21 protein-coding genes and 3 pseudogenes are annotated in these 23,583 nt (G+C 66.9%); 14 read left to right on the top strand and 10 right to left on the bottom strand.

Translation table 11 applies throughout. The features are described from left to right. Nucleotides 1–17 precede the first annotated feature (17 nt). From GOAMI_RS19215 to GOAMI_RS19205, 3 genes are all read left to right on the top strand, one after another. A protein-coding gene (locus GOAMI_RS19215) for an IS3 family transposase (protein WP_255219206.1) occupies nt 18–1,177 on the top strand; the annotation gives its coding sequence in 2 pieces (ribosomal slippage) (nt 18–302 and nt 305–1,177; 1,158 coding nt in all). Between the two features lie 21 nt (nt 1,178–1,198). Then, nucleotides 1,199–1,891: a PEP-utilizing enzyme gene (locus tag GOAMI_RS19210; RefSeq protein ID WP_006438253.1), complete on the top strand. Its 693-nt coding sequence runs from the start codon at nt 1,199–1,201 to the stop codon at nt 1,889–1,891. Further along, entirely contained in the window at nt 1,888–2,523 is a 636-nt protein-coding gene (locus tag GOAMI_RS19205) for an HAD family hydrolase (RefSeq protein ID WP_006438252.1), read from the top strand. The genes GOAMI_RS19210 and GOAMI_RS19205 overlap by 4 nt, the downstream gene beginning before the upstream one ends. Nucleotides 2,524–2,693: 170 nt before the next feature. Here GOAMI_RS19205 and GOAMI_RS19200 read toward each other — a convergent pair whose 3' ends face one another. Continuing rightward, nucleotides 2,694–3,476, bottom strand: coding sequence for a FadR/GntR family transcriptional regulator (locus GOAMI_RS19200; protein ID WP_006438251.1), 783 nt, complete (start codon nt 3,474–3,476; stop codon nt 2,694–2,696). 120 nt (nt 3,477–3,596) lie between these two features. Next, complete coding sequence (locus tag GOAMI_RS19195) at nt 3,597–4,601, bottom strand: LLM class flavin-dependent oxidoreductase (RefSeq protein WP_006438250.1); 1,005 nt, start codon at nt 4,599–4,601, stop codon at nt 3,597–3,599. Between the two features lie 149 nt (nt 4,602–4,750). Between GOAMI_RS19195 and GOAMI_RS19190 the strand changes: the two genes are divergently transcribed. Both GOAMI_RS19190 and GOAMI_RS19185 read left to right on the top strand, forming a co-directional pair. Then, on the top strand, nt 4,751–5,533 hold the full coding sequence (locus tag GOAMI_RS19190) for an enoyl-CoA hydratase/isomerase family protein (RefSeq protein ID WP_006438249.1): 783 nt from the start codon (nt 4,751–4,753) through the stop codon (nt 5,531–5,533). Next, a pseudogene (locus tag GOAMI_RS19185) lies at nt 5,523–6,700 on the top strand (acyl-CoA dehydrogenase family protein). The gene GOAMI_RS19190 and the pseudogene GOAMI_RS19185 overlap by 11 nt, the downstream one beginning before the upstream one ends. A 67-nt stretch (nt 6,701–6,767) precedes the next feature. On the opposite strand, the gene GOAMI_RS19180 reads toward GOAMI_RS19185, so the two are convergent. Next, nucleotides 6,768–7,802, bottom strand: a complete 1,035-nt coding sequence (locus tag GOAMI_RS19180; RefSeq protein ID WP_006438247.1) for an acyl-CoA dehydrogenase family protein — start codon at nt 7,800–7,802, stop codon at nt 6,768–6,770. A 188-nt stretch (nt 7,803–7,990) separates the two neighbouring features. Here GOAMI_RS19180 and GOAMI_RS19175 point away from each other — a divergent pair, with 188 nt between their 5' ends. Then, nucleotides 7,991–8,887 (top strand): oxygenase MpaB family protein, encoded by an 897-nt coding sequence (locus tag GOAMI_RS19175; protein WP_006438246.1) that lies wholly within the window; start codon nt 7,991–7,993, stop codon nt 8,885–8,887. A 163-nt stretch (nt 8,888–9,050) separates the two neighbouring features. Beyond that, nucleotides 9,051–9,140 (top strand): annotated as a pseudogene (locus GOAMI_RS23940) (VOC family protein); the annotation flags it as partial. A gap of 63 nt (nt 9,141–9,203) precedes the next feature. Here GOAMI_RS23940 and GOAMI_RS19170 read toward each other — a convergent pair. Beyond that, entirely contained in the window at nt 9,204–10,337 is a 1,134-nt protein-coding gene (locus GOAMI_RS19170; RefSeq protein ID WP_006438245.1) for a T6SS phospholipase effector Tle1-like catalytic domain-containing protein, read from the bottom strand. Between the two features lie 97 nt (nt 10,338–10,434). Here GOAMI_RS19170 and GOAMI_RS19165 point away from each other — a divergent pair, with 97 nt between their 5' ends. The 5 genes and pseudogenes from GOAMI_RS19165 to fadD5 (GOAMI_RS19145) all read left to right on the top strand — a co-directional run bounded on the left by GOAMI_RS19165 (nt 10,435) and on the right by fadD5 (GOAMI_RS19145) (nt 16,136). Then, on the top strand, nt 10,435–10,953 hold the full coding sequence (locus tag GOAMI_RS19165; RefSeq protein WP_040005011.1) for a M15 family metallopeptidase: 519 nt from the start codon (nt 10,435–10,437) through the stop codon (nt 10,951–10,953). A gap of 91 nt (nt 10,954–11,044) precedes the next feature. Then, a complete protein-coding gene (locus GOAMI_RS19160; RefSeq protein ID WP_006438243.1) occupies nt 11,045–11,422 on the top strand; it encodes a YciI family protein in 378 nt (125 codons plus the stop codon). Then, nucleotides 11,419–12,666 (top strand): RNA polymerase sigma factor, encoded by a 1,248-nt coding sequence (locus GOAMI_RS19155; RefSeq protein ID WP_040005018.1) that lies wholly within the window; start codon nt 11,419–11,421, stop codon nt 12,664–12,666. Before GOAMI_RS19160 ends, GOAMI_RS19155 begins: the two co-directional genes overlap by 4 nt. Nucleotides 12,667–12,831: 165 nt before the next feature. Further along, a pseudogene (gene fadD5, locus GOAMI_RS19150) lies at nt 12,832–14,435 on the top strand (fatty-acid--CoA ligase FadD5). Between the two features lie 93 nt (nt 14,436–14,528). Next, entirely contained in the window at nt 14,529–16,136 is a 1,608-nt protein-coding gene (fadD5, locus tag GOAMI_RS19145; RefSeq protein ID WP_006438240.1) for a fatty-acid--CoA ligase FadD5, read from the top strand. A gap of 82 nt (nt 16,137–16,218) precedes the next feature. Here the strand turns inward: fadD5 (GOAMI_RS19145) and GOAMI_RS19140 are convergent, their stop codons facing one another. The 6 genes from GOAMI_RS19140 to GOAMI_RS19115 all read right to left on the bottom strand — a co-directional run bounded on the left by GOAMI_RS19140 (nt 16,219) and on the right by GOAMI_RS19115 (nt 20,864). Continuing rightward, nucleotides 16,219–16,896, bottom strand: coding sequence for a hypothetical protein (locus GOAMI_RS19140; protein ID WP_040005010.1), 678 nt, complete (start codon nt 16,894–16,896; stop codon nt 16,219–16,221). A 30-nt stretch (nt 16,897–16,926) separates the two neighbouring features. Beyond that, the gene (locus GOAMI_RS19135) at nt 16,927–18,081 is read right to left on the bottom strand and encodes an FAD-dependent oxidoreductase (protein ID WP_040005008.1); all 1,155 of its coding nucleotides are present in this window, start codon (nt 18,079–18,081) and stop codon (nt 16,927–16,929) included. Next, nucleotides 18,078–18,986, bottom strand: a complete 909-nt coding sequence (locus GOAMI_RS19130; RefSeq protein WP_006438236.1) for a DUF1295 domain-containing protein — start codon at nt 18,984–18,986, stop codon at nt 18,078–18,080. The genes GOAMI_RS19135 and GOAMI_RS19130 overlap by 4 nt, the downstream gene beginning before the upstream one ends. Nucleotides 18,987–19,011: 25 nt before the next feature. After that, the gene (locus GOAMI_RS19125) at nt 19,012–19,488 is read right to left on the bottom strand and encodes a glutathione peroxidase (protein WP_006438235.1); all 477 of its coding nucleotides are present in this window, start codon (nt 19,486–19,488) and stop codon (nt 19,012–19,014) included. Nucleotides 19,489–19,554: 66 nt separating this feature from the next. Then, complete coding sequence (locus GOAMI_RS19120; RefSeq protein ID WP_040005007.1) at nt 19,555–20,271, bottom strand: ferredoxin reductase; 717 nt, start codon at nt 20,269–20,271, stop codon at nt 19,555–19,557. Next, a complete protein-coding gene (locus GOAMI_RS19115; RefSeq protein WP_040005005.1) occupies nt 20,268–20,864 on the bottom strand; it encodes a sulfite oxidase-like oxidoreductase in 597 nt (198 codons plus the stop codon). Before GOAMI_RS19115 ends, GOAMI_RS19120 begins: the two co-directional genes overlap by 4 nt. Nucleotides 20,865–21,002: 138 nt before the next feature. Between GOAMI_RS19115 and GOAMI_RS19110 the strand changes: the two genes are divergently transcribed. Together GOAMI_RS19110 and GOAMI_RS19105 are read left to right on the top strand one after the other, a co-directional pair. Continuing rightward, nucleotides 21,003–21,920 carry an ABC transporter ATP-binding protein gene (locus GOAMI_RS19110; protein ID WP_006438232.1) on the top strand — a complete coding sequence of 306 codons (918 nt, stop codon included), beginning with the start codon at nt 21,003–21,005 and terminating at the stop codon, nt 21,918–21,920. Between the two features lie 2 nt (nt 21,921–21,922). Beyond that, nucleotides 21,923–23,515, top strand: a complete 1,593-nt coding sequence (locus GOAMI_RS19105) for an ABC transporter permease (RefSeq protein WP_040005017.1) — start codon at nt 21,923–21,925, stop codon at nt 23,513–23,515. The last annotated feature ends 68 nt before the right edge of the window (nt 23,516–23,583 follow it).

The following is a 23,583-nucleotide window of genomic DNA, read 5'->3' as shown; positions in this document are numbered from 1 at the left end:
TCGGGAAGGATGTAGCTGTGCCCAAGCCGTACCCCCAGGAGTTCCGTGACGATGTGGTCCGGGTGGCTCGTGATCGTGGCCAAGGCGTCACGATCGAGCAGGTCGCCAAAGATTTCGGTGTGCACCCGATGACGCTGCACAAGTGGATGCGACGCGCGGACATAGATGAGGGCCGCAGCCCTGGCGTGACCTCGAGTGAGTCCGCTGAGCTGCGCGAGGCCCGTAAGCGGATCCGCTTGCTCGAGCAGGAGAACGAGGTGTTGCGTCGGGCGGCGGCGTATCTGTCGCAGGCGAACCTGCCGGGAAAAGGCTCTACCCGCTCGTGAGAGAGCTTGCCGCCGACGGGATTGCCGTCGCGGTGTCGTGTCGGGTACTTCAGCTCTCTCGCCAGCCCTACTACCGGTGGCTGGCCAGCCCGGTCACCGATGCCGAGCTGGCCGCGGCGTATCGGGCCAACGCCCTGTTCGACGCTCATCGCGAGGACCCGGAATTCGGTTACCGATTCCTCGCCGGGGAAGCCACAACCGTGGGTGAGTCGATGGCTGCGCGGACCGCGTGGCGCATCTGCCGGGACAACGCCTGGTGGTCGGTGTTCGGCAAGAAACGAGGGCGTAACGGCCGACGATCCGGGCCGCCGGTCCACGATGATCTGGTCCAGCGCAACTTCACCGCCGAGGAGCTAAATCGGTTGTGGCTCACTGATATCACCGAGCACCACACCGGTGAGGGCAAGCTGTACCTGTGTGCGATCAAGGACGTCTACTCCGGGCGGATCGTCGGCTACAGCATCGATTCGCGGATGAAGTCCCGGCTGGCCGTGGCGGCGTTGCACAGTGCGGTGGCCCGTCGTGGTGAGGTCGCTGGCTGCATCGTCCATTCCGATCGCGCCCAGTTCCGATCGCGAAAGTTTCAGCACGCCTTGAACAGTCACGATCTCGTTGGTTCGATGGGCAAGGTCGGGGCGTGCGGGGACAACGCAGCTATGGAGAGCTTCTTCGCGCTCCTGCAGCGCAACGTGCTCGACCGCCAACGCTGGGACACCCGTGAACAGCTTCGGATCGCGATCGTCACCTGGATCGAACGGACCTACCACCGCCGGCGCCGGCAAGTCCGCCTCGGTCGGTTGACGCCTGTCGAGTTCGAAGCAATGATCAACACCGCAGCTGCCGCGGCATGACACCCCAACTGTCACCTATCCGTGCAGCAGTCCCAACTCTCGGTGCCGCAGCGAATCGCGGCGAAGCTGCTGCGGCAGCGGGAACAGAACCGCGACCGCTGTGTTCGTCTCACCTGGATCATGCGCCGACTGGTGCGTGAACAGGGCCGACGCCTGACCGCTCAGGGCCGCATCGACGCCCCCGACGATCTCTTCCACCTCACCCTGGGTGTGCTCATCGACCCGCCAGAGGGCGTCCGCGAGACCGTCGCACGACGAAAGGCCGAGCGCGAGAAGCTCAAACAACTCCACATGCCGCCCATCTTCGCCGAGAAGTGGCAGGCCGCAGAGGTCTTGAAGCCGCTCGGGGCGGGAGAGAAGCTCGGCGGTATCGGCATCTGCGGCGGCAAGGTCGTGGGCCGGGCGCGAATCGTGGAGCCGCACACCATCGACGACGTCGAGCCGGGCGAGATCATGATCGCCCACGTCACCGACATCGGTTACACCGCACTGTTCGGTCACGTCGCCGCCGTCGTCACCGACATCGGCGGTGTGATGTCGCATGCCGCCGTGGTCGCCCGCGAATTCGGCGTCGCGTGCGTCGTCGACACCCAGGTCGCGGCGTCACGCATCCCGGACGGGGCACTGGTCGAGGTCGACGGATCGGCCGGCACCATCACGGTGCTCGAGGTCGGGTCGGCGGATCAGGCCGCGCTGGTGTCGAATCCGGGATGAGCACGCCCACACCTGGCACCACGACGGCCACCATCCGTGCCATCGTCTTCGACTGGTCCGGGGTTCTCACCGAGTCGCCTCTGTCCGGGTTGCGCCGGTACAGTGCCGAACTCGGCCTCCCCGAGACCGCACTCCACCGATTCGTCCGGGGCGACCAGGAGTTCGCGAAGGTCGAGCGGGGCGAGTTGTCGGTCCGCGACTTCCTCAAGGGCGTCTGTGTCCGGGTCCACGAGGAGCACGGAGTCGACGTCGAGATCAGACGGCTCGGCGCCGCCATGGCCGACACCCGCACCCTGCGGCAACCCATGCTCGAGCTGGTCGCCGAACTCAGCGGTCGCTACACCCTCGCAGTCCTGACGAACAACGTCGCCGAGAACCGGGATCACCTGGCGTCGACGCTGCCGCTCGACCACTTCGACTTCATCCTCAACTCCGCGGACGTCGGAGTGCGCAAACCCGACCCACTGATCTACCGGGAGTTGTTGCGGCGCCTGGGTTGTGACGGATCAGAGGTCGTCTACATCGACGATTTCGCCGAGAACCTGCCGCCCGCCGCCGACCTCGGGATGGCGACGATCGAGTTCACCGATCCCGACGAGCTGCGGGCGCGCCTCGCCGAGTTGGGTATCTGAATCACGTTGCGTTTTGTCCCGCTTGCCGGGACAAAACGCAACCTGATCGGAAAGCCCGGTGGGCGTAACCCCTGTCGGCCGTATCGAGGTCAGCTCGCCGGGTGGTTTCGACGCGGCTCCTCGCTGCGCTCGGTGCCGGCTCAACCAGCGGGGGCTCAACCAGCGGACAGTCAGTCCATCACGTCCCGGACACGGGTGTTCTCGTGCCCGGCGAGGAGCGCCTGGTTCGAGTTCTTCATGTGCCGCTGCCAGTGGGCGGCGGCCTCGGCGCCGTCGCCGGCGCGGACGAGGTCGACGAGCTTCTGATACAAGCGGATGAGCTTGGTGTACTGCGACCGCGGCATCGGGCCGTCGTGGATGGTGCTGGCGATGTGCCGCTCGGCGATCTCGTTGAGCATGCCCGCGATCATCGCCATGGCCGAGTTGCCGGACAACTCGATCATCCGGCGGTGGAACCAGACCGTTGCCTGGGCCATGGTGCCGTTCTCGTAGGCGTCCTTCAGCTCGTTGTCGATGATCGACTGCAGTTCGTCGAACGCCTCGGCATTCCCGGTGTCCGCGAGCATCTCCGCGGCGGCGGGTTCGATGGCCTCACGCGCGCGCATGACCTCGGCCAGCGACGTCCCCGACAGTTCGAGCAGGAGGCCCGCCGGACGCGCCACGATCTCGGGGCCGGGGATGCGGATCCGGGCGCCGGTACGGGAGCCACGACGCACCTCGACGAGACGCTCGGACTCGAGGACGCGGACCGCCTCACGCAACGTCGGGCGGCTGACCTGGAAGTGGGCCATCAGATCGACTTCGTGGGGAAGGAAGTCACCCTCGTTCAGCTGGCCGTCGACGATCATCCGGCGCAGGGTGCGCGCCACCAGTTCAGCGGTCTTGGGGGACCGGATCGCACCGGAGGTGGTCGTGGGGACCATCATGGGAGCCAGGTTGACAGGCTTGGTCATGGGTACCTTCCTCTCGCGTCACCAGGACGCCCCCTGATGTGAGCGCGATGGCCGAAGCGGATCTGAAACACTGGCCGATCTGATACACCCAGTTGTCAAACTCAGTGATACAGGTCGATTCTACCCAACAGTAGCGAGGTGGTCGCGCGCAAAACCGATCGCGGCGCCGGCGAAGCGTGCCCGGGCCCGACGACCGACGAGGAAGCCCGGACACGACAGGAACCCGACATCGGGCAGATCCGTGCGTTTGCCGAGCATCTCGGACGCCTGTGCGGTGTCCCCGCAGATCGCGATCGACCACAGCATGTCGTCGGACACATGGTCGCCGATGGTGGTGGGCGACTCACGGAAGGCGTGACGGATGGCGGCGACCTCGTCCTGCCACCCGTGCAGTTCGACGAGAGGGTCGTAGGTCTTGACGGTGAGATAGAAGGCGATCTGGCGGCGCGCGGCAGCGATCGCGGCCTCGGGATCCTCGTCGTCGACCGCGGTGATGACCCATCCCCAGCGGGTGATCTCGTCCACCGCCCGCCCCGAATCGGCGGCGCCCACCGCGAGTTCGGGTGCGATGGCTTCCGACCACCAGCGATCGGTGAAGATGCCGTGCCCGAGGATGCCGTCGGCGTCCCGGCCGACCGTCCGCACCATGTACTTGTTGAACGCGCCGATGAGGATCGGGACGTCGAGCGGACCGAAGACGGGGGCGCGCACATCGGCGTCGATCGAATAGAAGCGACCGTCGAACGTGATGCGCTCACCGTTCTCGGCCGTGAGGAACGCGCGGATCGCCTGGATCAGCTCCGACATCCGCGGCGCGGCGTGGCTGGAATCGACGCCGAACCAGTCACGATTCATACGGAAACTGCCCGCCCCCAGTCCGAGGAAGACGCGTTCAGGAGCAAGACGATGAAGGTGCCGCACCGCCGAGGCATGGACGAACGGCGACCTCGCGAACGCATAGGCGATGCCCGGACCGACGACGGCCGACGACGTGCCGAGCGCCATCTCGGTGGACGTGACATAGGCGTCGACGTCGGCGAACTCTCCGGTGCAGAAAGCGATCGCGCCGGTGGCTTCGGCGGCCCGTGCCTGTTCGGCACCCGGCCAGGGCAGGCCCCACTGCATCGCAACCTCCACACATCGCTGGATCGGAACGGTCGACGATCGACCACTTCCGTAAGTGTAAGCAGGATAACTTAGTAACACATGTAAAGTCCCAGATGCGTTCGGTCCGACCGATCGCTGTCGGCAGTTCGAGTAGAGGCGAGGAGACCATGGACGTCGGAAGCTTTGAGACGGTGGAGGTGACGCTGTCCGGCCACGTCCTGACGATCACTCTCAACCGACCGCAGGCGCTCAACTCGTTCAACCGGGCGATGCTCGACGAGTTCACGCGCCTCTGGGCTTTTGCGGCAACCGAGGACGACGTCCACGTCATCGTGTTGCGGGCCAACGGCGACCGCGCCTTCTCGACCGGCGCCGACGTGAAAGAGGGCTACCAGCTCCACGAGAATCCCTTCAGCCGAACCGATCCCGGCGCGCATCTGTCGCCCAAGCTCAATCACTGCTGGAAACCGCTGATCTGCGCGGTCCATGGGATGGTCGCCGGCGGCGCGCTGTACTGGCTCAACGAGGCCGACGTCATCATCGCCGCCGACGACGCCCAGTTCTTCGATCCCCATGTCTCCTACGGCCTGGTCGCAGCTCTCGAGCCGATCGGACTGGTCCGGCGCATCCCGATCGGCGAAGTGCTGCGCATGACCTTGCTCGGCCTGGACGAGCGGATGTCGGCGCGACGGGCCCTCGAGATCGGTTTCGTGACCGAAGTACTGCCGCGCGAGCAACTCTGGGACCGGGCCGCGCAGCTTGCCGCCCGCATCGCCGCCAAACCGCCGGTGGCCGTCCAGGGCTCGGTTCGGGCCATCTGGGAGTCCCTGGACTCGACCCGGTCCCATGCCCTGGCGACCGGCTTGTCGTACACCGACATCGGCAACCCGATCTCCACCCAGCAGGTCACGCGAAGCGAGGTACGTCATGACGGTTTCGATGTCCGCTGAACCCGGGACCGAGACAGAATCGGCGGAGGATTTCCGTGGCCGGGTGCGCGAGTTTATCGCCGCCCATGCGCCGGACATCCCGCCGCGTGCCGGGGTGCGCAGCGCGGACGACGCGGCGGAACTCGAGCTCCTGAAGACCTGGACGGCCGAGCTCTACGGAGCCGGTCTGGCCGGCGCCGACTGGCCGACGGAATACGGTGGGCGCGAGGACTATTCGCCGCGTCGCGACATCATCGTGGGGAGGAGCTCGCCCGAGCCGGGGTGCCCGGCGCACCGAGTGCCGGCACGCTGGTCGCGCACGCGCTTCTCGGACACGGGTCGGACGACCAGCGTCGTCGGCACCTCCCGGCGATTCGATCCGGCCGCGAGCTGTGGTGTCAGCTGTTCAGTGAGCCCGGCGCGGGCAGCGACCTCGCGTCGCTGCGCACCCGCGCCACCAAGGTCGACGGCGGGTACCGGATCAGCGGGCAGAAGGTCTGGACCACCGACGGCCATTGGGCCGACTACGGATACCTGTTGGCGCGGTCGGATCCCGCTGCCCCCAAACACAAGGGGATCACCGCGTTCGTCCTCGACATGTCGACGCCCGGAGTCACCGTGCGTCCGCTCCGCGAGATCACCGGCACCTCCGACTTCAACGAGGTGTTCTTCGACGACGTCTTCGTCCCCGAGGACGCGGTCATCGGGGATGAGGGCAACGGCTGGCGGATCGCGTCGGAGACCCTGAGCCGGGAACGGACCAACGTCGGCGCGATCGTCGTCCGGCTGGAACTCACACTGGCCGCGATCACCGAACTCGCACGCACCGTGACGATCGATGGCGCACCGGCGATCTCGGACGGTGCCGTCCGGGAGCAGCTCGGCGCCTTCACGGCCGAGGTGACCGCACTGGCGGCGCTCACCACCGACAACATCGACCGTTGGCTGTCCGGCGCCGAACGTATCCACGACGCCGCCATGGGCAAACTGATGTTCTCCGAACTCAATCTCGCGATGGCCGAGTTCGCACTCGACCTGTGCGGAACGCCCGGCCTCGAACTCACGCCGGACATGCACCGGTGGCAGGACGAGTGGCTCTACGCGCGTGCGTTCACCATCGCCGGCGGCACGTCGGAGATCATGCGCACGATGATCGCCGAGCGCGGGCTCGGGATGCCCCGCTCCTGACGACTCACGGATCCCGTCGAGGGAATGAGCACATGGGCGCGCATTCCCTCGACGGAATCCCGGCGGGTCAGGAGACCAGCGCGCGGCGCCGTTCCCGCACGCCGCCGTCGATGTTCCCGTTCACCTTGATGCGCCGTAGGTACAGGTGGAGGTCGTGCTCCCAGGTGAAGCCGATCCCACCGTGTACCTGCTGGGCGAGCCCCGCAACGGAGTTCGCGGCGTCGGCCGCGTAGGCCACCGCGGCATCGACCGGTCGGCGACGATCTGAAGCCTCCGACAGCGCGAGCGAATCCACGGCTGCACCGAGAGTCGCCTGCGCCGCGGAGACCCGGACGGCCATCGTCGCGCAATGGTGCTTGACCGCCTGGAACGAGCCGATCACCGCACCGAATTGCTCACGCTGTACGGCATATTCGACCGTGCGGGCCAGCAGTTCCTCGGCGGCACCGACGGAGTCGACGGCGCGGTGGACCGCGATGGCGTCCCGGTACCACGACGCCGTACCGACGGGGAGGGCCACGCGCTCTGCGGCGTCGACGTCGAGTCGTGTCCGAGCCCACGGGCGGGTGAGGTCCAGGGTGGCGAACGTCTCGATCGTCCTCCGGGAGGCGCCGGCGGGAAGGACGAACAGCGCATCATCGTCGGTCAGCACCACGAGATCGCGATCAGCCGGGTCCGGCAGGACGACGAAAGGTGCGCTGATCGCCGCGATCCGGTCACCGTGCAGCGACTGACCGTACGGTGACGTCACCACCGTGACGACGCGGTCACCGGACGCGTGGGCGTCAGCGAGGTCGGCGCGACCCGCGAACTCGAGCAGCCACGCACCGAGGGCGAGGTCCGCGACCGGCAGCGAACTCGCGGCCCGACCGTGTTCGGCGGTCAGGACCGCGAGGTCGGGATGGGTGCCGCCCGCATCGGCGGTGAGGATCGAAGCGAGACCCGACTCGCGTACGTGGGTCAGGGCACGGGGATCGACGGACGCCAGCCCTTCCGGGGACCCCGCTCGTCCGGACTGAGATCGCAGATGGTCGATCGGATCGTGCTTGCCGAGCCATGCCCGTTCCGACTCGGCGAGTTCCCGCTGCTCCGCGGTGATCATCGGGTCAAACCTCCCATACTTCTACGCTCACCTAGTAAACTATGTAATCTACCTGTGCGGCCACAGTACGCGGTACCTCGCAGGCTTTCCGCAGAACCACACCACACGGGGCACCCGACCACCCCGCGGTTGAGCCGACCCCGTCGGTCGCGCCTGTCCCACACAAGCGCAGCGTCTTCGACTGGGCGGTGGCCAAGTCCTTCCAGTCGATCCGGGACGAGTTCTTCCGGAACGTCCAGTTCACCGAACCGAAGGGCGATCCCGGGTGGTTCGGACCCGGGAGCGCTGTCTGGTACGTCCACGAGCACCTGCCGACGGTCCAGATCGCCATGGGTGCCGCCGCGATGATGGAGACCCTGCACCCCGACATGGCCTGGATGCCGTACGAGCACACGCGCGCCATCGAACGGATCGACGGCGTGCCGACCGGCCAGTTCGACGAGAAGGCATTCTCCTCACGTTCCGGACACACCCTGTCCTTCTTCTTCGGCGTCGCACTGGCGTCGACGCCGGTGGCCGAACGGGTGTCGAAGACGGTCCGGGGGATGCACAACCGCATCGAGGGTGTGCGTCCCGACGGCCACGCCTACAAGGCCAGCGACGCCGATCTGCTGACCTGGAACTACTGCACGCAGGCGTGGGCTCTCGCAGCGTCGCACAAGGCCTTCCATCCCGACCCGCTCAGCGACGAACGTCTCGAGGAGTTCTTCCACGATTACGCACGGATGGGTCGTGAGCTGGGCGGAGCGAACGTGCCGACCACGAAGGAAGGCGTCGACAAGTATCTCGCCGACTCACTGCCGTACCTGGCCGTGACCATGCCGACCGTCGAACTCCTCAATCCGACCGCACCGTGGCGCTACCCCTCGTGGCAGCGTCCGGTGGTGAGCCTCGTCGACTGGGCCATCCAGGATCTCCATCCGGAATGGGCGCAGAAGCTGATGAACACCAGGCAGTACCCCAAGCCGATCGCCGCGACTCGTCGCCGCGCGGTGAAGGCACTTCTGGGCTCGTTCCGGGACGGCAAGATGAAAGAGGTCTACGAGTCCTACGAGCGCATGGGCGTACCGTTCCCCAGGGACTGACCTGAACTACTCGAAGCGGGTTCGCGGACACTGTCCACGAACCCGCTTCGTCATCTCTACAAGTCGCGTAGACATGAGACGCGGACGTGCCAAGTTCCATCACTTCGATCCGGCACCGCTGGCAGAGATCGCCAGACGGTGGCCCACGCCACGAAAGGCATGACAGCCCACCGACGTCGGCACGGCAATCGTGGCCGTCTCCGACGACACCTGCGGCAACCTCATCCAGATCGCCGCGGTCAAGGAGGCCTGACCCGGCCGCGGGGAGGCGTTCGCCCGCGGGTGCTGGCGTTCGGTCTCGATCCGAAGGCTGCTGTCACCCTGTGGCGAGTGGCGCCGAGAGTGGTGGGATCTCGACGACGCGGGCGCGTAACGCAGCGGGGTCGCCGTCGAACATGTCGATCCACCATCCGATGTTGGGCGCCTTCCGTCTGCGCCCGTCCTGATCGGTCTCCCATCGCGTGTGCGCGGGTTCGGCGATCAACATCGGCGACGCCGGATCCTTCTCGACCTCGAGCCTGCGTCTCTGGCGCCGATGGCGAATGGTGGTGCCGTGCAGTCGAAATGGTCCGATCGCGAGTTTGACGAGGTTGATGACCTGGTACGCGGTGTTCATCGACTTGTTGGCGGCATACTCGGGGCACACGGGATCGACCGGCTGCCGGATCGCCGTGAACCGGTCGTAGGAGAACTCGAGACCGCGCAGGCTCGCTTCCCGCACCATCCAGGCCAGGGTGAGTTCGGACGGTTCGACGACTTTCAGACCTCCGCCGATGTCGGAGTGCACGCCCTCGAACCAGACCTGCTTCACATCGGTCTCGGTGTTACCGGCGGTCTCCCAGACACACGGGTCGAACGTCAGCCGACACTCGTCGATCGCCAGCGCCTGTCGCGCGACCTCGACCTTGGCGCCGAGATTCACATTGTGGAAGTTGTGCTTGTACCGGGTGATACCGGGAACGCCGAGGGCTCCCACGGTGTCGAACACGCCGATGAACGCGACCGGCACCTCGCGACCGAGGGCAGATCGTTTGTTCTCGTCCCGATACAACTGCAGGGCCTTCTCGAACAGGTTGCTCGCGGGGTTCTCGGCCAGTTGGCGTGGCGTGACCAGCCCGACCTTGCTGATCATCCCGACCAGACTGCGGGCGGTGTACGCGCCTCGACTGAAACCGAAGACGAAGATCTCGTCATCGGGCTCGTAGTTCAGGACGAGAAAACGGTAGGCGTCAACGAGATTCGCGTTCAACCCGCGACCGAAGGCGCCTCCGAGGACACGGTCGGACCACGCGGAGCCCGTCCCGACACCGTTCACGTAGTGAACCAGTTGAACGGCACCGTCGGCTGCATCGGTCTTGACGGCCCGAGCGATCTTCTCCACGTTGGAGACCCGCGGATCCTTCGATGATTTCCACGTGCCATCGCAGCAGATGATCAGGCGTTTCCTCATGCAGCCCCTCCATTGCGTCGACGGGCCCGACACATTCGACGTTAATGCCGCACACCGGTCCACGCAGCACACGTCGGTCGTACGGTTTACTGGTCTGATGAGCATCTTCGCGTCTGGACTCACGCGGGCCGCGCTCGCGGTGGCCGGCGCTGCGTGTGCCGTGACCGGTGCGGTGGTCGGCGTCGGCCCGGCGGTGGCAGCGCCCACCGCCCTGGCCCCCGGGACGGCCGGACTCGTACCGGGACTGGCGGTGTCGTACACGCTCGCCGCGAACGACGGCCGCGCCCAAGGGATTCAGATGTACATCACCTCCGGCAAACGGACCGACGCCGAACAGCGACAGTTGTGGCGGAACGCCATCGCCACCTACGGCAGTCCCGCGGCGGCCCGGCGCTGGGTTCTTCCCGCGGAGGAGTCACCGCACGTTCGCGGTGAGGCCGTCGACGTCGGCCCGTGGGAGGGCGCTGCCTGGCTGGAACGCAACGGCCATCGCTGGGGGTTGTGCCGGACATTCGTCAACGAGTGGTGGCATTTCGAACTGGCCACGACACCCGGGACAGCGTGCCCGCCGATGTGGCCCGATGCCGCGGTCCGGGCGGATCGCCGCGGAATCTGATTCATCGGCCGTAGGCTGTCGATCGACGGGTCGCACGCTCGTCATCTCCTCACACGGACCGAGAGGCGGTCCGGTGACCAGGAGGTAGACCATGCATTACTCACTTCTGCTGCACTACCCGGAGCAGGACGCCACGACGCTCGGCGAGGACGCCATCCGGTCGGGTCAGGCAGCATTCTCCGCCTACGCACGGGCATTGCAGGACGCCGGCGTCCTGGTGAGTGCCGAGGTGCTCCAGCATTCGACCGCCACCACCACGCTGCGGAAGGTGGACGGCGAACTCGTCATCCAGGACGGTCCCTTCGCGGACACCAAGGAGCAGCTCGGCGGGTCCATCGTCGTCGATGTCGAGGACCTCGACGCCGCCATCGAGTGGGCACGTCAGGCGCCCCCCATCGACTGGGGTGTCGTCGAGATCCGACCCGGGGCCACGTACACCGTGAACGGGGCGTGGACACCGAACGGATGAACCGGCCGGGAGCGCACGCCGCCGCGGAACACGCCGCTCGCGAAGCGTATTCGCGGTTGGTGGCGCTCCTGGCCGCATCATCGGGCGACCTCGCGCTCGCCGAGGACGCGTTGTCGACCGCCTTCGAACGTGCGCTCGTCACGTGGCCGGCACGCGGCATACCCGAGAATCCGACCGCGTGGCTGCTCACGGTCGCCCGCAACCACCAGCGCGACGTCTGGAAGTCCGCGTCGCACCGGATGTCGGTCGATCTCGACGACCGCGCCGATACCGCCGGGGAGGCCAGCGTGACACCCATCGACGATCTCGACCCCGACGCGATCGGCGACAAGCGACACGAACTGCTGTTCACCTGCGCTCACCCCGCGATCGACCCGGCCATCCGGACACCCCTGATGTTGCAGGCGGTGCTGGGATTCGAGGCCACTCACATAGCCGCGGCCTTCGCGGTGGCCCCCGCGACGATGGCGCAACGACTCGTCCGCGCCAAGCGACGCATCCGCGACGCCCGCATCCCGTTCGCCGTTCCCGACCGCACGGCGATGCCGGGACGACTGCCCGCGGTGCTCGAGGCCGTCTACGGGTGCTTCGCGATCGCCTGGGACGACGCGACCGGTTGCGGTCCCGACGCCGTCGAATCGATGACGGGGGAGGCGCTGTATCTCGCCGTGACACTCGCCTCTCTCCTCGACGTCGAGCCCGAGGCATGGGGACTCGCCGCTCTCATCGCCCTGTCGTTGTCACGTGCGCCGGCACGGAACGGACCGTTCGTCCCGCTCGAGGAGCAGGACCCCGCGCTGTGGGACGGCGAACTGATCCGCGACGGCGAGGCGATGCTCCGACGTGCCGCCGCACTCGGCGCACCGATGGGGCGATTCCAGCTCGAGGCCGCCATGCAGTCGGTCCACGCCGATCGCGTACGCACCGGCGTCGTCGACTGGGCCGTACTCGAGACCTTGTCGACCGCCCTCCTCACCGTCACCCCGACACTGGGTGCACGGGTCGCGCACGCCGCCATCGTGGGGCGCGCGACGTCGCCCGCCGATGGTCTGGCGCTGCTCGGGCAACTCGAGGAGCAGCACGACCTCGACGACTTCCAGCCTTTCCACGCCACACGCGCAGACCTCCTGGCCCGCACCGGCGCACTCGACGAGGCACGTCGGCACTTCGAGCGCGCCGCGACGTCCGCCCGCGACCCTCGCGTCCGGGAGTACTTGCGGTGCCGGGCGGACCGCATGGGGTGACTCCGTCCCGGGGGACACGTGCGCAGACGCCGCCCCGGCGTCGTCCATAGGAGCCGGCTAACCCTTCCATAGGCGCAAATCATCGGCTGCACAGCGTATTCCGTGACAGTCACGACCTAGGGTGGTGAGTCGGACAACGAGTGTCCGACGACACGGGAGACCGCAATGACTGCATTCGCCGAGGCCGTCACCGACGTGACCTCCGAGCCCTACCGCTCGCGCCGCAACCACTGGAACAACCATGTCTGCCGCCACGCTCTGACGACTCCCGACGAACCCGCGATCACCTTCCTCGGCCAGACGCGCACGTGGACGCAGATCGACGACCGCTCCCGGGCTTTCGCCGCGGCGCTGAGCAGACGCGGTGTGGAGTTCGGCGACCGGGTCATGATGGCGCTGCTCAACCGCACCGAGTACGTCGAGGCGATTCTGGGGGCGACCCTCATCGGTGCGATCGCGGTGCCGGTGAACGTTCGCATGAGTCCCGGCGAGATCGCCTATCTCATGACGGACAGCGGCGCCGAGGTCGTGGTCACCGAATCGGCGCTGACGGGCGTCGTGGATGCCGCGCGAGCCCTGGGAGGCACCTCCGACACCGTGGTCGTCGTCGGTGAGAGCGACAACCCCGACCATCTTTCGTTCGAGGACCTCCTGGCCGAGGACTCCTCGGATCTCCCGCCGGTGGACGTCCCCGAGGACGCTGTCGCGATCATCATGTACACCTCGGGCACCACTGGCCGTCCCAAAGGTGCGATGCTGACCCACCAGAACTTTCAGTCGCAGGCCGTCACGTCGATCTCCACGACGAACCCGCAGCCCGGTGACGTCGCATCGATCGTCCCGCCGATGTTCCACATCGCGGGCCTCGCGACCTTCGCGATGGTCTTCTACCGAGGAATCCGGGCCGTCATCCATCCGCTGGGATCCTTCGACCCCGACGTCATGCTCGACACGCTGGAGCGAGAGGGCTCGACATCGGTGTTCATGGTGCCCGCACAATGGCAGGCAGTGTGCGCCGCACAGCAGGCACGTCTGCGCGGCCTGCGTCTACGTCACCTCAGCTGGGGTGGCGCCCCCGCCTCGGACACCGTGCTCAACGCCATCAACGAGACATTCCCGGGCGTTCTCAACATGACGTCGTTCGGGCAGACCGAGATGTCGCCGGTGACCTGCATCCTCGAGGGCAAGGACGCCCTGCGGAAGATCGGGTCGATCGGCAAGGTGGTGCCTGCGGTGACGGCGCGCATCGTCGACCCGCTGATGAACGACGTGAAGCCCGGCGAGGTGGGGGAGATCGTCTACCGCGGGCCGACCCTGATGAAGGGCTACTGGAACAAGCCCGAGGAGACCGCGGACGCCTTCCGCGGTGGCTGGTTCCACTCCGGTGACCTCGTCCGGGAGGATGACGAGGGATTCCTCTTCGTGGTCGACCGTGCCAAGGACATGATCATCTCCGGCGGTGAGAACATCTACTGCGCCGAGGTCGAGAACGTCCTCTACGGCCATCCCGCTGTCGCCGAGGCGGCGGTCATCGGCCGGGCGGACCAGAAGTGGGGCGAGGTGCCCGTCGCGGTCGTCGTGCTCGCCGACGGTGTCGAGGACCTGACCCTGGAGGAGTTGGGACCCCACCTGAACGAGAACCTGGCGCGCTTCAAGCACCCGAAGGATCTCGTGATCATCGACGCCCTGCCGCGAAACGCCGGCGGCAAGGTCACGAAACCCATGCGCGCCAGCGCTTTGGCAGCAAGGACGCCGGTTTGTCCGATTGACCCGTCGAAATCTGACGAGCAACCCGCCCGGTCTGCGTAGGGTGTGACGCAGACAACAATGTCGACCATCGCACGATCGACACGGGAGCAGGGATGACCGCAACCACCGACGCCACCGCCGACCTGACCACCGAGCCCTACCGCTCGCGCCGCAACCACTGGAACAACCAGGTCCACCGGCATGCGCTGATGACGCCGGACAACATGGCGATCACATACCTGGACAAGTCCACGACGTGGAAGCAACTCGATGACAGGTCACGGGCTTTCGGCGCAGCATTGAGCCGACTCGGAGTCGAGTTCGGCGACCGAATCCTCATGGTGCTACTCAACCGCACCGAGTACGTCGAAGCCGTGCTGGGCGCAACGCTGATCGGCGCGATCCCGGTTCCGGTGAACATCCGGATGAGCCCCGCCGAGGTCGCTTATCTCGTCGCCGACAGTGGGGCCAAGGTCATACTGACCGAGAAACTCCTCGCGCCGCTGGCCGATGCCGTGAGTGCGTCCACGGGTGGGATCGACACCCTCATCGTCGTCGACGGCAGTGAGAACCCTCAGCATCTCGACTATGAAGGCCTTGTCGCGCAGGGGGACTCGGATCTGCCGGCGGTCGATGTCCCGGAGGACACCGTCGCCGCGATCATGTACACCTCGGGTACCACCGGAAAGCCCAAGGGCGCCATGCTGACCCACCAGAATTTCCACGCGCAGGCCGTCACCACGATGGCGACCACCGCGTCCGCCGATGCCGAGGACGTGGCGTCGGTCGTACCGCCGATGTTCCACATCGCTGGGCTCGCCGCCTTCGCCCCGGTCTTCTACCGCGGCATCCGTGCGGTCATCCATCCACTCGGTGCTTTCGACCCGGACGCCATGCTCGACACCCTGGAGAGAGAAGGCACCACCTCGGTGTTCATGGTGCCCGCACAGTGGCAGGCGGTGTGCGCGGCGCAGAAAGCGCGGCCGCGAAAGCTCCGTCTGCGCAACATCAGCTGGGGTGCGGCCCCCGCGTCGGACACCGTGCTCAACGCCATGGGCGAGGCCTTCCCCGAGGCGCTGAACATGACCGCCTTCGGGCAGACCGAGATGTCTCCGGTGACGACGATCCTCGAGGGCAAGGACGCACTGCGCAAGCAGGGTTCGATCGGCAAGGTGGTCCCGGCGGTGACCGCCCGCATCGTCGACCCGCTGATGAACGACGTGAAGCCCGGCGAGGTGGGAGAGATCGTCTATCGCGGACCCAACCTGATGAAGGGCTACTGGAACAAGCCCGCGGAGACCGCGGAAGCGTTCCGCGGCGGGTGGTTCCACTCCGGCGACCTGGTGCGAGAAGACGAGGACGGCTTCCTCTACGTCGTCGACCGAGCCAAGGACATGATCATCTCCGGCGGTGAGAACATCTACTGCGCCGAGGTCGAGAACGTCCTGTACGGCCATCCCTCGATCCTGGAGGCGGCCGTCATCGGTCGCGCGCACGAGAAATGGGGCGAGGTGCCGGTCGCCGTCGTGGTCCTGGCCGAGGGCGTCATCGATCTGACGCTGGCCGAGCTGGAACCTCATCTGAACGAGAATCTCGCGCGGTTCAAGCACCCGAAGGACCTCGTGATCATCGACGAACTGCCCCGGAATGCCGGCGGCAAGGTCGTGAAGCCGAAGCTGCGGGAGAGCTACGGCAGCAAGGATGCCGGGCTGGCCGACTGACCGCCTCCGCCCCCTAAACGGGTCAACCCGCCACCTTCGTGAGGTGGCGGGTTGACCCGTTCTGGGTGGGTCTATCCGACCATCACTTCTTCTTGTCCTTTTTCTTGTCCTTCTTCGGGCGCGTCGCCTCGAGTTGTCGTCCACGCCGCCGATAGCGCCAGATGAACCAGCCGACGAGGATCGCGAGAAGGACTCCGATGATCACGCCCCACGCGGTGGCGGCGCGGAAGCCGGGGGCTTCGACGTCGAAGATGCGTTCACCCGCGTGGGCACCGTTGCCGCCGCCGGCGACGACGGAGAGCGTCAACAGGTTGGGGATCGCCACGACGATGCCGGCGACGGCGAACGCGATCGCCGGGACGTTCCGCAACCGGCTGCGGCTCAGGAACGCCAGCGTGAACAACAGGAGCGGGACGAAGGTGCAGAGAACACCCAGGACGAGTCCGGTCCAGACACCGCTGGCCATCGATCCGTCGACCCGGCGACCGATCTGGCCGGCCCACCAGCGCGGCAGGAACGCCTCGAGGATGAAGTAGGTGATCACCAGGAGGGCGGCGATGATCAGGCCGATGACGACCTTCCTGACGATCGTGTTCGCACGTTCGGCGGCTGTCGGCTTCAGTGGTGCATCGGTGGTCGCGGGGGCTCCCGGGGGTGTCGATCCCGCCGGTGCCGACGCGGGCGGGACCGGCGCGGTGTTCGAACCGGGCGGCGGGTCCACCGGGTCTGTCGGATGGGCCGAGAACTGCTCGTTGCTCATGGGCCGAGTGTAAGCGCGGAAGATGACCTTTCAGGTGCGACGCCGCCGACGATCGGTGGTGGCCGGCGAACCCGCGTCGCGAATCCCGCCGTAGATCCCCCGTCGGACGATCCACGGTTGCAGCACCGTGTCGACCGACCAGGCGGGGAAACGGAACGCGCGACCGTTCGGCGCGAACACCTGCAGACCGTCGCGTTGCACTCCGAGAACCGATCCCCACCGTCGGCGGGGCGGCACGTAGCGCCGCGCCCGGTCCGGCCGGCCCGCCAGGTCGACGCGGATGTTGTGGGCGAGAAGCCGGTCGGCACGGTTACGGGCCGAACCACGGAGGGCGTCGGTGGCGGCGATGTCGCCGACGGCATAGACGAGTTCATGTCCCGGAACCCGGAGCTGCGGTGTCACGTAGACGAATCCGCCCGGATCGAGGATCTGCGGAGGCAACCACTCCGAATTCGGGGTCACCCGACCGATCGCCCACAGCACCGCGTCGGCGTGCACGGCGTCCTGCCCGGTGGTCCAGCGTACGGATCCGCCGGTGATCTCGTCGCAGCCGAAGCCGGCGGGCACCTGGGCGCGGTGTCCGCCGTGCACACCCACACCGAGTGTGCGCAGCCGCGCCGACACGTTCTGCCAGGTCCGCCGATGGTGGCGGGGCAGTGCGCGCTCACCGGGATGGTAGAGATCGATCCGTTTACCCGGCCAGGTCGCTGCCAGGTTCGCCGCCGCGCTCACCGCGGCGGTACCCCCTCCGATCACCGCGATCGAATCCGCGACCGCCAGACGGCGGTGTGCAGCGGCCAGGTCCCGGTCGACATCGGTCGGGGACTGGAGACCGGGACGTCGCCAGAAGCCGTTGCGGACACCGGTGGCGATGACCAGCGCGTCGAACGGTTCGATGACATCGGTTCCGTCGGCGCTGCGTACGGTGACGGTTCGTTCGGCGAGGTCGGCTCCGGTCAGCGACCCGTGGACGGTGCGGACGCGGTCGAGCTTCCGGAATCGTTCGAACGGAATCCGGTAGTCGCGGGCCCAGGTGTCGGGCCGACTCACGCGAAGCCCGAGTTCCTGACCGCTGACCAGTCCGGGCTTCGACGAGATCCCGACGACGTCCGCGTGGCGGGACAGATGGATGGCGGTGAGGATGCCGGTGTCACCGAGGCCGGCGACCACAACGCGGCGAGTCATCCGGGGATGCGGTCGGCGGAATGCGGCGGACGGGTTCGGCGAGGTGGGCGGGGTACGAACCGGGACACCCGGTCGACGACATCGGGATAGCCGGGACGTCGGGACAGGCTGCGCTGCTCCATCATCGGAATGCTGGCACCGAGGAACATCGCCAGCATCACCACCACACCCACGAGCAACCACCACCAGTCGGCGGGCGAGGCGGCGATCCCGAACAACGCCATCGCGACCCAGAAACCGAACTCACCGAAGTAGTTCGGGTGCCGGGACCACGACCACACGCCGGAGTCCAGCACCGACCCAGGCGTGCGGTGTGCGGTGAAGCGACGCAGCTGGGTGTCGGCGACGTACTCGAGGGCGACGGCGGCCGATCCGACGACCGCGGCCAGTGCGGTGAGCCAGCCGATCGTCGAATCATGTCGGGTGACTGCGACATACACCGGGACCATGCCGAGGAACACCTGAATGGTGGGGATGACGTGGATGGCGACCAGGTCCACGACGAAGGCCGCACGGCCGGCACGCTGCTTGAGCAGTCGGTAGCGCCAGTCCTCGTGATCCAGACCCGGCCACCCGACGGCCCAGTTGGCGGTGAGCCGAACGGCCCACACTCCGAGGACGAGAGCGATGACCCAGCAGTGCACCGCGTCGATGCCGACATCGCCGGCGGCCCACCAATACACCAGGAGTGCGGGCGGTATGACGCTCCAGTAGGCGTCATACATGCTCGAGTTCGAGTACCGGCGACTGAAACCGAAGATCACCAGCGTCGCCCAGAGGTCGGCGATGAGGGTGTCGAGCCACAGGTGGCCGGTGTCGGGACCCAGCCACAACCATGCGGCGGCGACACCGAACGCCACCAGGTAGGCGAGCACCACGCGCACGAACGACGCTGTCCGGCTCACGAGATCTCGTCCTATCGTCGGCGGGTCACAGCTGCTTCTCGATGGGCCCGACCAATTTCTCGGGTTTGGTGGCCGGTGCGAAGCGTTCGACGACGACCCCGTCGCGGTTCACCAGGAACTTGGTGAAGTTCCACTTGATCCGTCCGCCGAACACTCCCGACTTCTGGGTACGTAACCACTCGAAGAGGGGATGGGCGTCGCGCCCGTTCACGTCGACCTTGGCGAACATCGGGAAGGTGACGTCGTAGGTGAGCGAACAGAAGTTCTTGATCTCTTCTTCGTCGCCGGGTTCCTGATGTGCGAACTGGTCGCACGGGAAACCCAGAACACGCAGTCCCTGCTCCTGGTAGTCGCGATGAAGCGTCTCGAGACCTTGGTACTGAGGTGTGAAGCCGCACTTCGACGCGGTGTTCACGATCAGCAGCGGGTCGCCCCGGAACTGCGAGAGGTCGACCGGGTTGCCGTCGATCCCGGTCGCGGTGAAGTCGTACGCGGAAGTCATGCCGCCACGCTACTTCCGGTCCGCGCGCAACGAAACGCATTGGCCCGAACCCGCAGGTGCCGCGGATCAGTCGCCGAATCGTTCGGTACGGATACGGGTCGGGTCGTGGCCGGCGTCGACCATCCACTTCGCACAGTCCTCGACGAACCGATTGGGCCCGCAGATGTACACGGTCGGTGACCGGGACGGATCCATGGTGAGTGCGGCCAGTTCCGCCGAGTCGAGGCGTCCGGCCGGTCGCGCCGATCCGGCTGGTGCGTCACGGGTGTGGACGAGATGGAGATCCAGGCGATGGTGCTCCATGAGTTGCCGGATCTCGTCGCGGTAGTAGACGCGGTCCGGACTGCGCACCGAGTACACCAGGGAGAAGGGCGTGAGCGGTGCGTCGACCTCGCGGCTCCGGATCATCGACATGAGCGGCGCGACCCCGGATCCACCGCCGATCAGTTGCACCGGCCGGTCGTCGCCGGAGGCCCAGGTGAAATACCAGCCATGCGGTCCACTGATCTCCAGAGGATCACCGACCTCGACGACGTCGACCAGGTAAGGGGACACCTCACCGTCCTCGAGGCGCTCGACGGTGACCTCGAGCGATCGGCTCTCCCGGGCGTCCGACACAGAGTAGGTGCGGGCGGTGGAGTAGCCGTCCTCGGCGGTGAGCCGGATGTCGACGTGCTGACCGGGCAGCACGTGGATCGGCTCGGGGAGCGCGAGACGCAGTGTGCGTGCGGTCGGGGTGATGTCGACGACGGAGGTCACCGTCGTCAGCAGCCAGTCGGTCACGAGTACCGCTGCTCGCGCCAGGGGTCGCCGTACATGTGGTATCCGCGTTCCTCCCAGAATCCCGGCGTGTCCTCGGGCATGAATCGAAGGCGCCGAATCCATTTCGCGCTCTTCCAGAAGTACAGGTGAGGGACGAGGAGCCGGGCGGGACCGCCGTGTTCGGGTGCCAGCGGTTCCCCGCCGTAGGTGTCGGCAATCCAGCCTCGTCCACCGGTCAGATCGGCGAGCGGGACATTGGTCGTGTACCCGCCGTAGCAGTGCGCCATGACGTACGGGGCGGGTTCGAAGGGCAACGCATCGATCAGCGTGTCGAAGGAGACGCCACGCCAGCGCGTCGCGAACTTCGACCACCTTGTGACGCAGTGGATGTCGGTGGTGACCTCGTCGTGGCGCAGCGCCTGGAACTGCTCCCAGGTGAATGTCGTGGCCCGGTGCTCAGCCGACTGGATGGCGAGGGACCATCTGTCCAGGGGGACAGACGGTGTCGGTTCGGCCGACAACACCGGGAAGTCCAGGGTCGTGTACTGACCGGGCGGCAGCCGACGAGCATCACGGTCGCGACGGCCCACGAACCCTCGATTGATGATCGCCATGGTCGCGGAGTCTACGCCCGAGCGGTCGGGTCGGCCGCGTGGCCGTAGACGCTGGTGTGACCTCTCGGCGCGTTGCACCGGCAGCGCTTCGGGCACCATGGAACGATCGTGGCGACTCACCGAGCCCGGAGGTACGCCATGCCCGTAGACACGCCCGATCTCGTCATCGACGCACGAGGACTACGCAAGTCGTTCGGCCGTTTCGAAGCACTGCGCGGTCTCGACCTCCGGGTCCGGCGGGGGGAGGTCCACGGATTCCTCGGGCCGAACGGAGCAGGCAAGTCGACGACGATCCGCGTGCTGCTGGGATTGTTGCGGACCAACGCGGGTGAGGTTCGGATACTGGGTGGCAATCCGTGGCGCGACGTCGTGGAACTCCATCGACGACTGGCCTATGTCCCCGGTGACGTCGCCCTGTGGCCGTCGATGACCGGCGGCGAGATGATCGATCTCCTCGGTTCGATGCGCGGCGGACTCGACGAGGGTCGTCGTGCCGATCTCGTCCGGCGTTTCGAACTCGACACCACCAAGCGCGGACGCCAGTACTCGAAGGGCAACCGGCAAAAGGTGGCGATCGTCGCCGCGCTCGCGTCCGAGGTGGAGCTGCTCATCCTGGACGAGCCGACGTCGGGACTGGATCCGTTGATGGAGAACGTCTTCCAGGAGGTGATCGAAGAGGCCAAGTCCCGGGGTACCACGGTGTTGTTGTCCAGCCACATCCTTGCCGAGGTCGAGACCCTCGCCGATCGTCTCAGCATCATTCGCGACGGCGTGATCGTCGCGACGGGGACCCTGTCGGACCTACGGGGTCGCACCCGCACATCGGTACGTGCCGAGCTCGAGACCATCCCGTCCGAGGATCGGCTCGGTGAACTGCACGAAGTCGACATCGACGGCCAATGGATCAGTGCCACAGTCGATTCCGACCGCATCGGTGCGGCGATGGAGGTGTTGACGTCGTGCGGACTGCGGTCGCTGACCGTCGAACCGCCGTCGCTGGAAAGCCTGTTCCTCCGGCTCTACGGGTCCGAGGATTCGAAGTCGGGGAAGAAGTGATGATGGCCGTCGCCTCGATCGCCGGTACGCGACCGCTGCTGACCGCGACGCTGCACCACGAGGCGAGAACGTTCGCTCCGTGGATCGTGCTGCCCACGGCGTTGTCGGTGTCGTCGGTCCTCGTGTACCCCTGGCTGTTTCCCGACCTCGTGGAAAGGCGGGCCTTCGCCGCCACGGTCGGGGCCAACCCGGCGCTGGGTTTGATCTTCGGCCCGGCCTACGACCTGTCGACTGTCGACGGCTTCAACGCCTGGCGCAGTCTCGCACTCGGCGGGTTCGTCGCGGCGCTCGGCGCGATCTTCATCGTCGTCAAGGCCAGTCGCGGGCAGGAGGACTCCGGCCAGGCCGAATTGCTGGCTTCAGGTGTTCTCGGCCGGTCGGCGCGCCTGCTGACGGCGCTGGTGATGGCGATGCTGTGCTCACTGGCCATCGGTGTCGTGGCCGGAGTGGTCACCGGACTGTGCGGCGGAGCCTGGGAGTCGTCGATGTTGCTCGGCGCCGGCTTCACCGTCACGGGTTGGATGTTCGCCGCCGTCGCGGTTGTCAGCGCTCAGGTGGGCGCCGACGCCCGTGCGGCGACGACGATCTCGGTGTCGCTGCTCGGCGTGCTGTTCGTCCTGAGAGGCTTTCTCTATTCGGTGAGCGCACCGACCTGGACGACGTGGGCCAACCCGCTCGGATGGGTCCAGGAGACGCGGCCGGCGACCGGAGATCACTGGTGGCCGCTGGCACTCGGAGTCGCACTCGCGGTTGTTCTCGCCGGAGTCGGCTTCGCACTTCAGGTCTCACGTGATTTCGGCCAGGGACTCGTCCCGTCCAGGCCCGGACCGCCGCGGGGGCGGAGCAGAACGCCGATGGACCTCGCGGTCCGCCTCAACCGAGCCCCGATCGCCTCGTGGTCGGTGGCGTTCATCGGTCTGGGCGTTGTCTTCGGCTACTTCACCAGGTCGGTGAAAGGCCTGCTGGAGGCGAATCCGGCGATGGCCGGGGTCTTCGCCTCCGGCGCCGCGTCCCCGGCCGATCTGATCTCCGCGTTCGTCACGACGATCCTCAGTCTGGTCGGGATCGTCGCATCGGTCGCGGGCGTGCAGATCGTCAACCGCGTGCGTACCGAGGAACTCGAGGACCGGGCCGAAGCGGTGCTCGCGACATCGGTTGCCCGAGTGCGCTACATCGCCACCAATGTCGCTGTCGCGCTGCTGGCCACGGCGGCGTTCCTGCTGATCGCCGGGGTGGTGGTCGGTATCTTCGCGTCCACCGCAGACATCGGTATCACCTTCGGCGACGCGCTGCTCCAAGCCCTTGCGACGATCCCGGCGACCTGGACGGTCATCGCATTCGCGGTCGCCGTGATCGGCGCCCGACCGGTCGCCCGTCCGGCGATCTGGCTCGGCGTGCTGGTGTCCTTCGTGATGACCATTCTCGGCCCGAGCTTCAAATTGCCCGGGTGGGCACTCGGTTTCAGCCCGTTCCACCATGTACCCGACGTCGTTGCCGCCGGCGCGAACTGGTGGGGCCTTCTGTGGATCGGCATGGTGACCGTCGGGTTCCTGGCCATCGGTTTCGCCGGATTCCGACGGCGCGACATTCCCTGAGGTCGACCGAATCCGTACGACATCAAGCCCGGTTCGCGGACTCGACGTCATACGGATCGCGGTTCGCG

It is taken from the genome of Gordonia amicalis NBRC 100051 = JCM 11271 (assembly GCF_000332995.1).
In the GTDB taxonomy this organism is placed as follows: Bacteria; Actinomycetota; Actinomycetes; order Mycobacteriales; family Mycobacteriaceae; genus Gordonia; species Gordonia amicalis.
Note: the sequence above shows the minus strand (reverse complement) of the source record. Positions and strands in the feature narration are given on the sequence as shown.

Excerpts from the sequence above, each read along its gene's own strand:
- GOAMI_RS19125 (WP_006438235.1), bottom strand. The coding sequence starts at position 19,488 with ATGACTTCCGCGTACGACTTCACCGCGACCGGGATCGACGGCAACCCG.
- GOAMI_RS19135 (WP_040005008.1), bottom strand. The coding sequence starts at position 18,081 with ATGACTCGCCGCGTTGTGGTCGCCGGCCTCGGTGACACCGGCATCCTC.
- GOAMI_RS19110 (WP_006438232.1), top strand. The coding sequence starts at position 21,003 with ATGCCCGTAGACACGCCCGATCTCGTCATCGACGCACGAGGACTACGC.
- GOAMI_RS19140 (WP_040005010.1), bottom strand. The coding sequence starts at position 16,896 with ATGAGCAACGAGCAGTTCTCGGCCCATCCGACAGACCCGGTGGACCCG.
- GOAMI_RS19105 (WP_040005017.1), top strand. The coding sequence starts at position 21,923 with ATGGCCGTCGCCTCGATCGCCGGTACGCGACCGCTGCTGACCGCGACG.
- GOAMI_RS19190 (WP_006438249.1), top strand. The coding sequence starts at position 4,751 with ATGGACGTCGGAAGCTTTGAGACGGTGGAGGTGACGCTGTCCGGCCAC.
- GOAMI_RS19180 (WP_006438247.1), bottom strand. The coding sequence starts at position 7,802 with ATGATCACCGCGGAGCAGCGGGAACTCGCCGAGTCGGAACGGGCATGG.
- GOAMI_RS19160 (WP_006438243.1), top strand. The coding sequence starts at position 11,045 with ATGCATTACTCACTTCTGCTGCACTACCCGGAGCAGGACGCCACGACG.
- GOAMI_RS19170 (WP_006438245.1), bottom strand. The coding sequence starts at position 10,337 with ATGAGGAAACGCCTGATCATCTGCTGCGATGGCACGTGGAAATCATCG.
- GOAMI_RS19200 (WP_006438251.1), bottom strand. The coding sequence starts at position 3,476 with ATGACCAAGCCTGTCAACCTGGCTCCCATGATGGTCCCCACGACCACC.
- GOAMI_RS19155 (WP_040005018.1), top strand. The coding sequence starts at position 11,419 with ATGAACCGGCCGGGAGCGCACGCCGCCGCGGAACACGCCGCTCGCGAA.
- GOAMI_RS19165 (WP_040005011.1), top strand. The coding sequence starts at position 10,435 with ATGAGCATCTTCGCGTCTGGACTCACGCGGGCCGCGCTCGCGGTGGCC.
- GOAMI_RS19205 (WP_006438252.1), top strand. The coding sequence starts at position 1,888 with ATGAGCACGCCCACACCTGGCACCACGACGGCCACCATCCGTGCCATC.
- fadD5 (WP_006438240.1), top strand. The coding sequence starts at position 14,529 with ATGACCGCAACCACCGACGCCACCGCCGACCTGACCACCGAGCCCTAC.
- GOAMI_RS19195 (WP_006438250.1), bottom strand. The coding sequence starts at position 4,601 with ATGCAGTGGGGCCTGCCCTGGCCGGGTGCCGAACAGGCACGGGCCGCC.
- GOAMI_RS19115 (WP_040005005.1), bottom strand. The coding sequence starts at position 20,864 with ATGGCGATCATCAATCGAGGGTTCGTGGGCCGTCGCGACCGTGATGCT.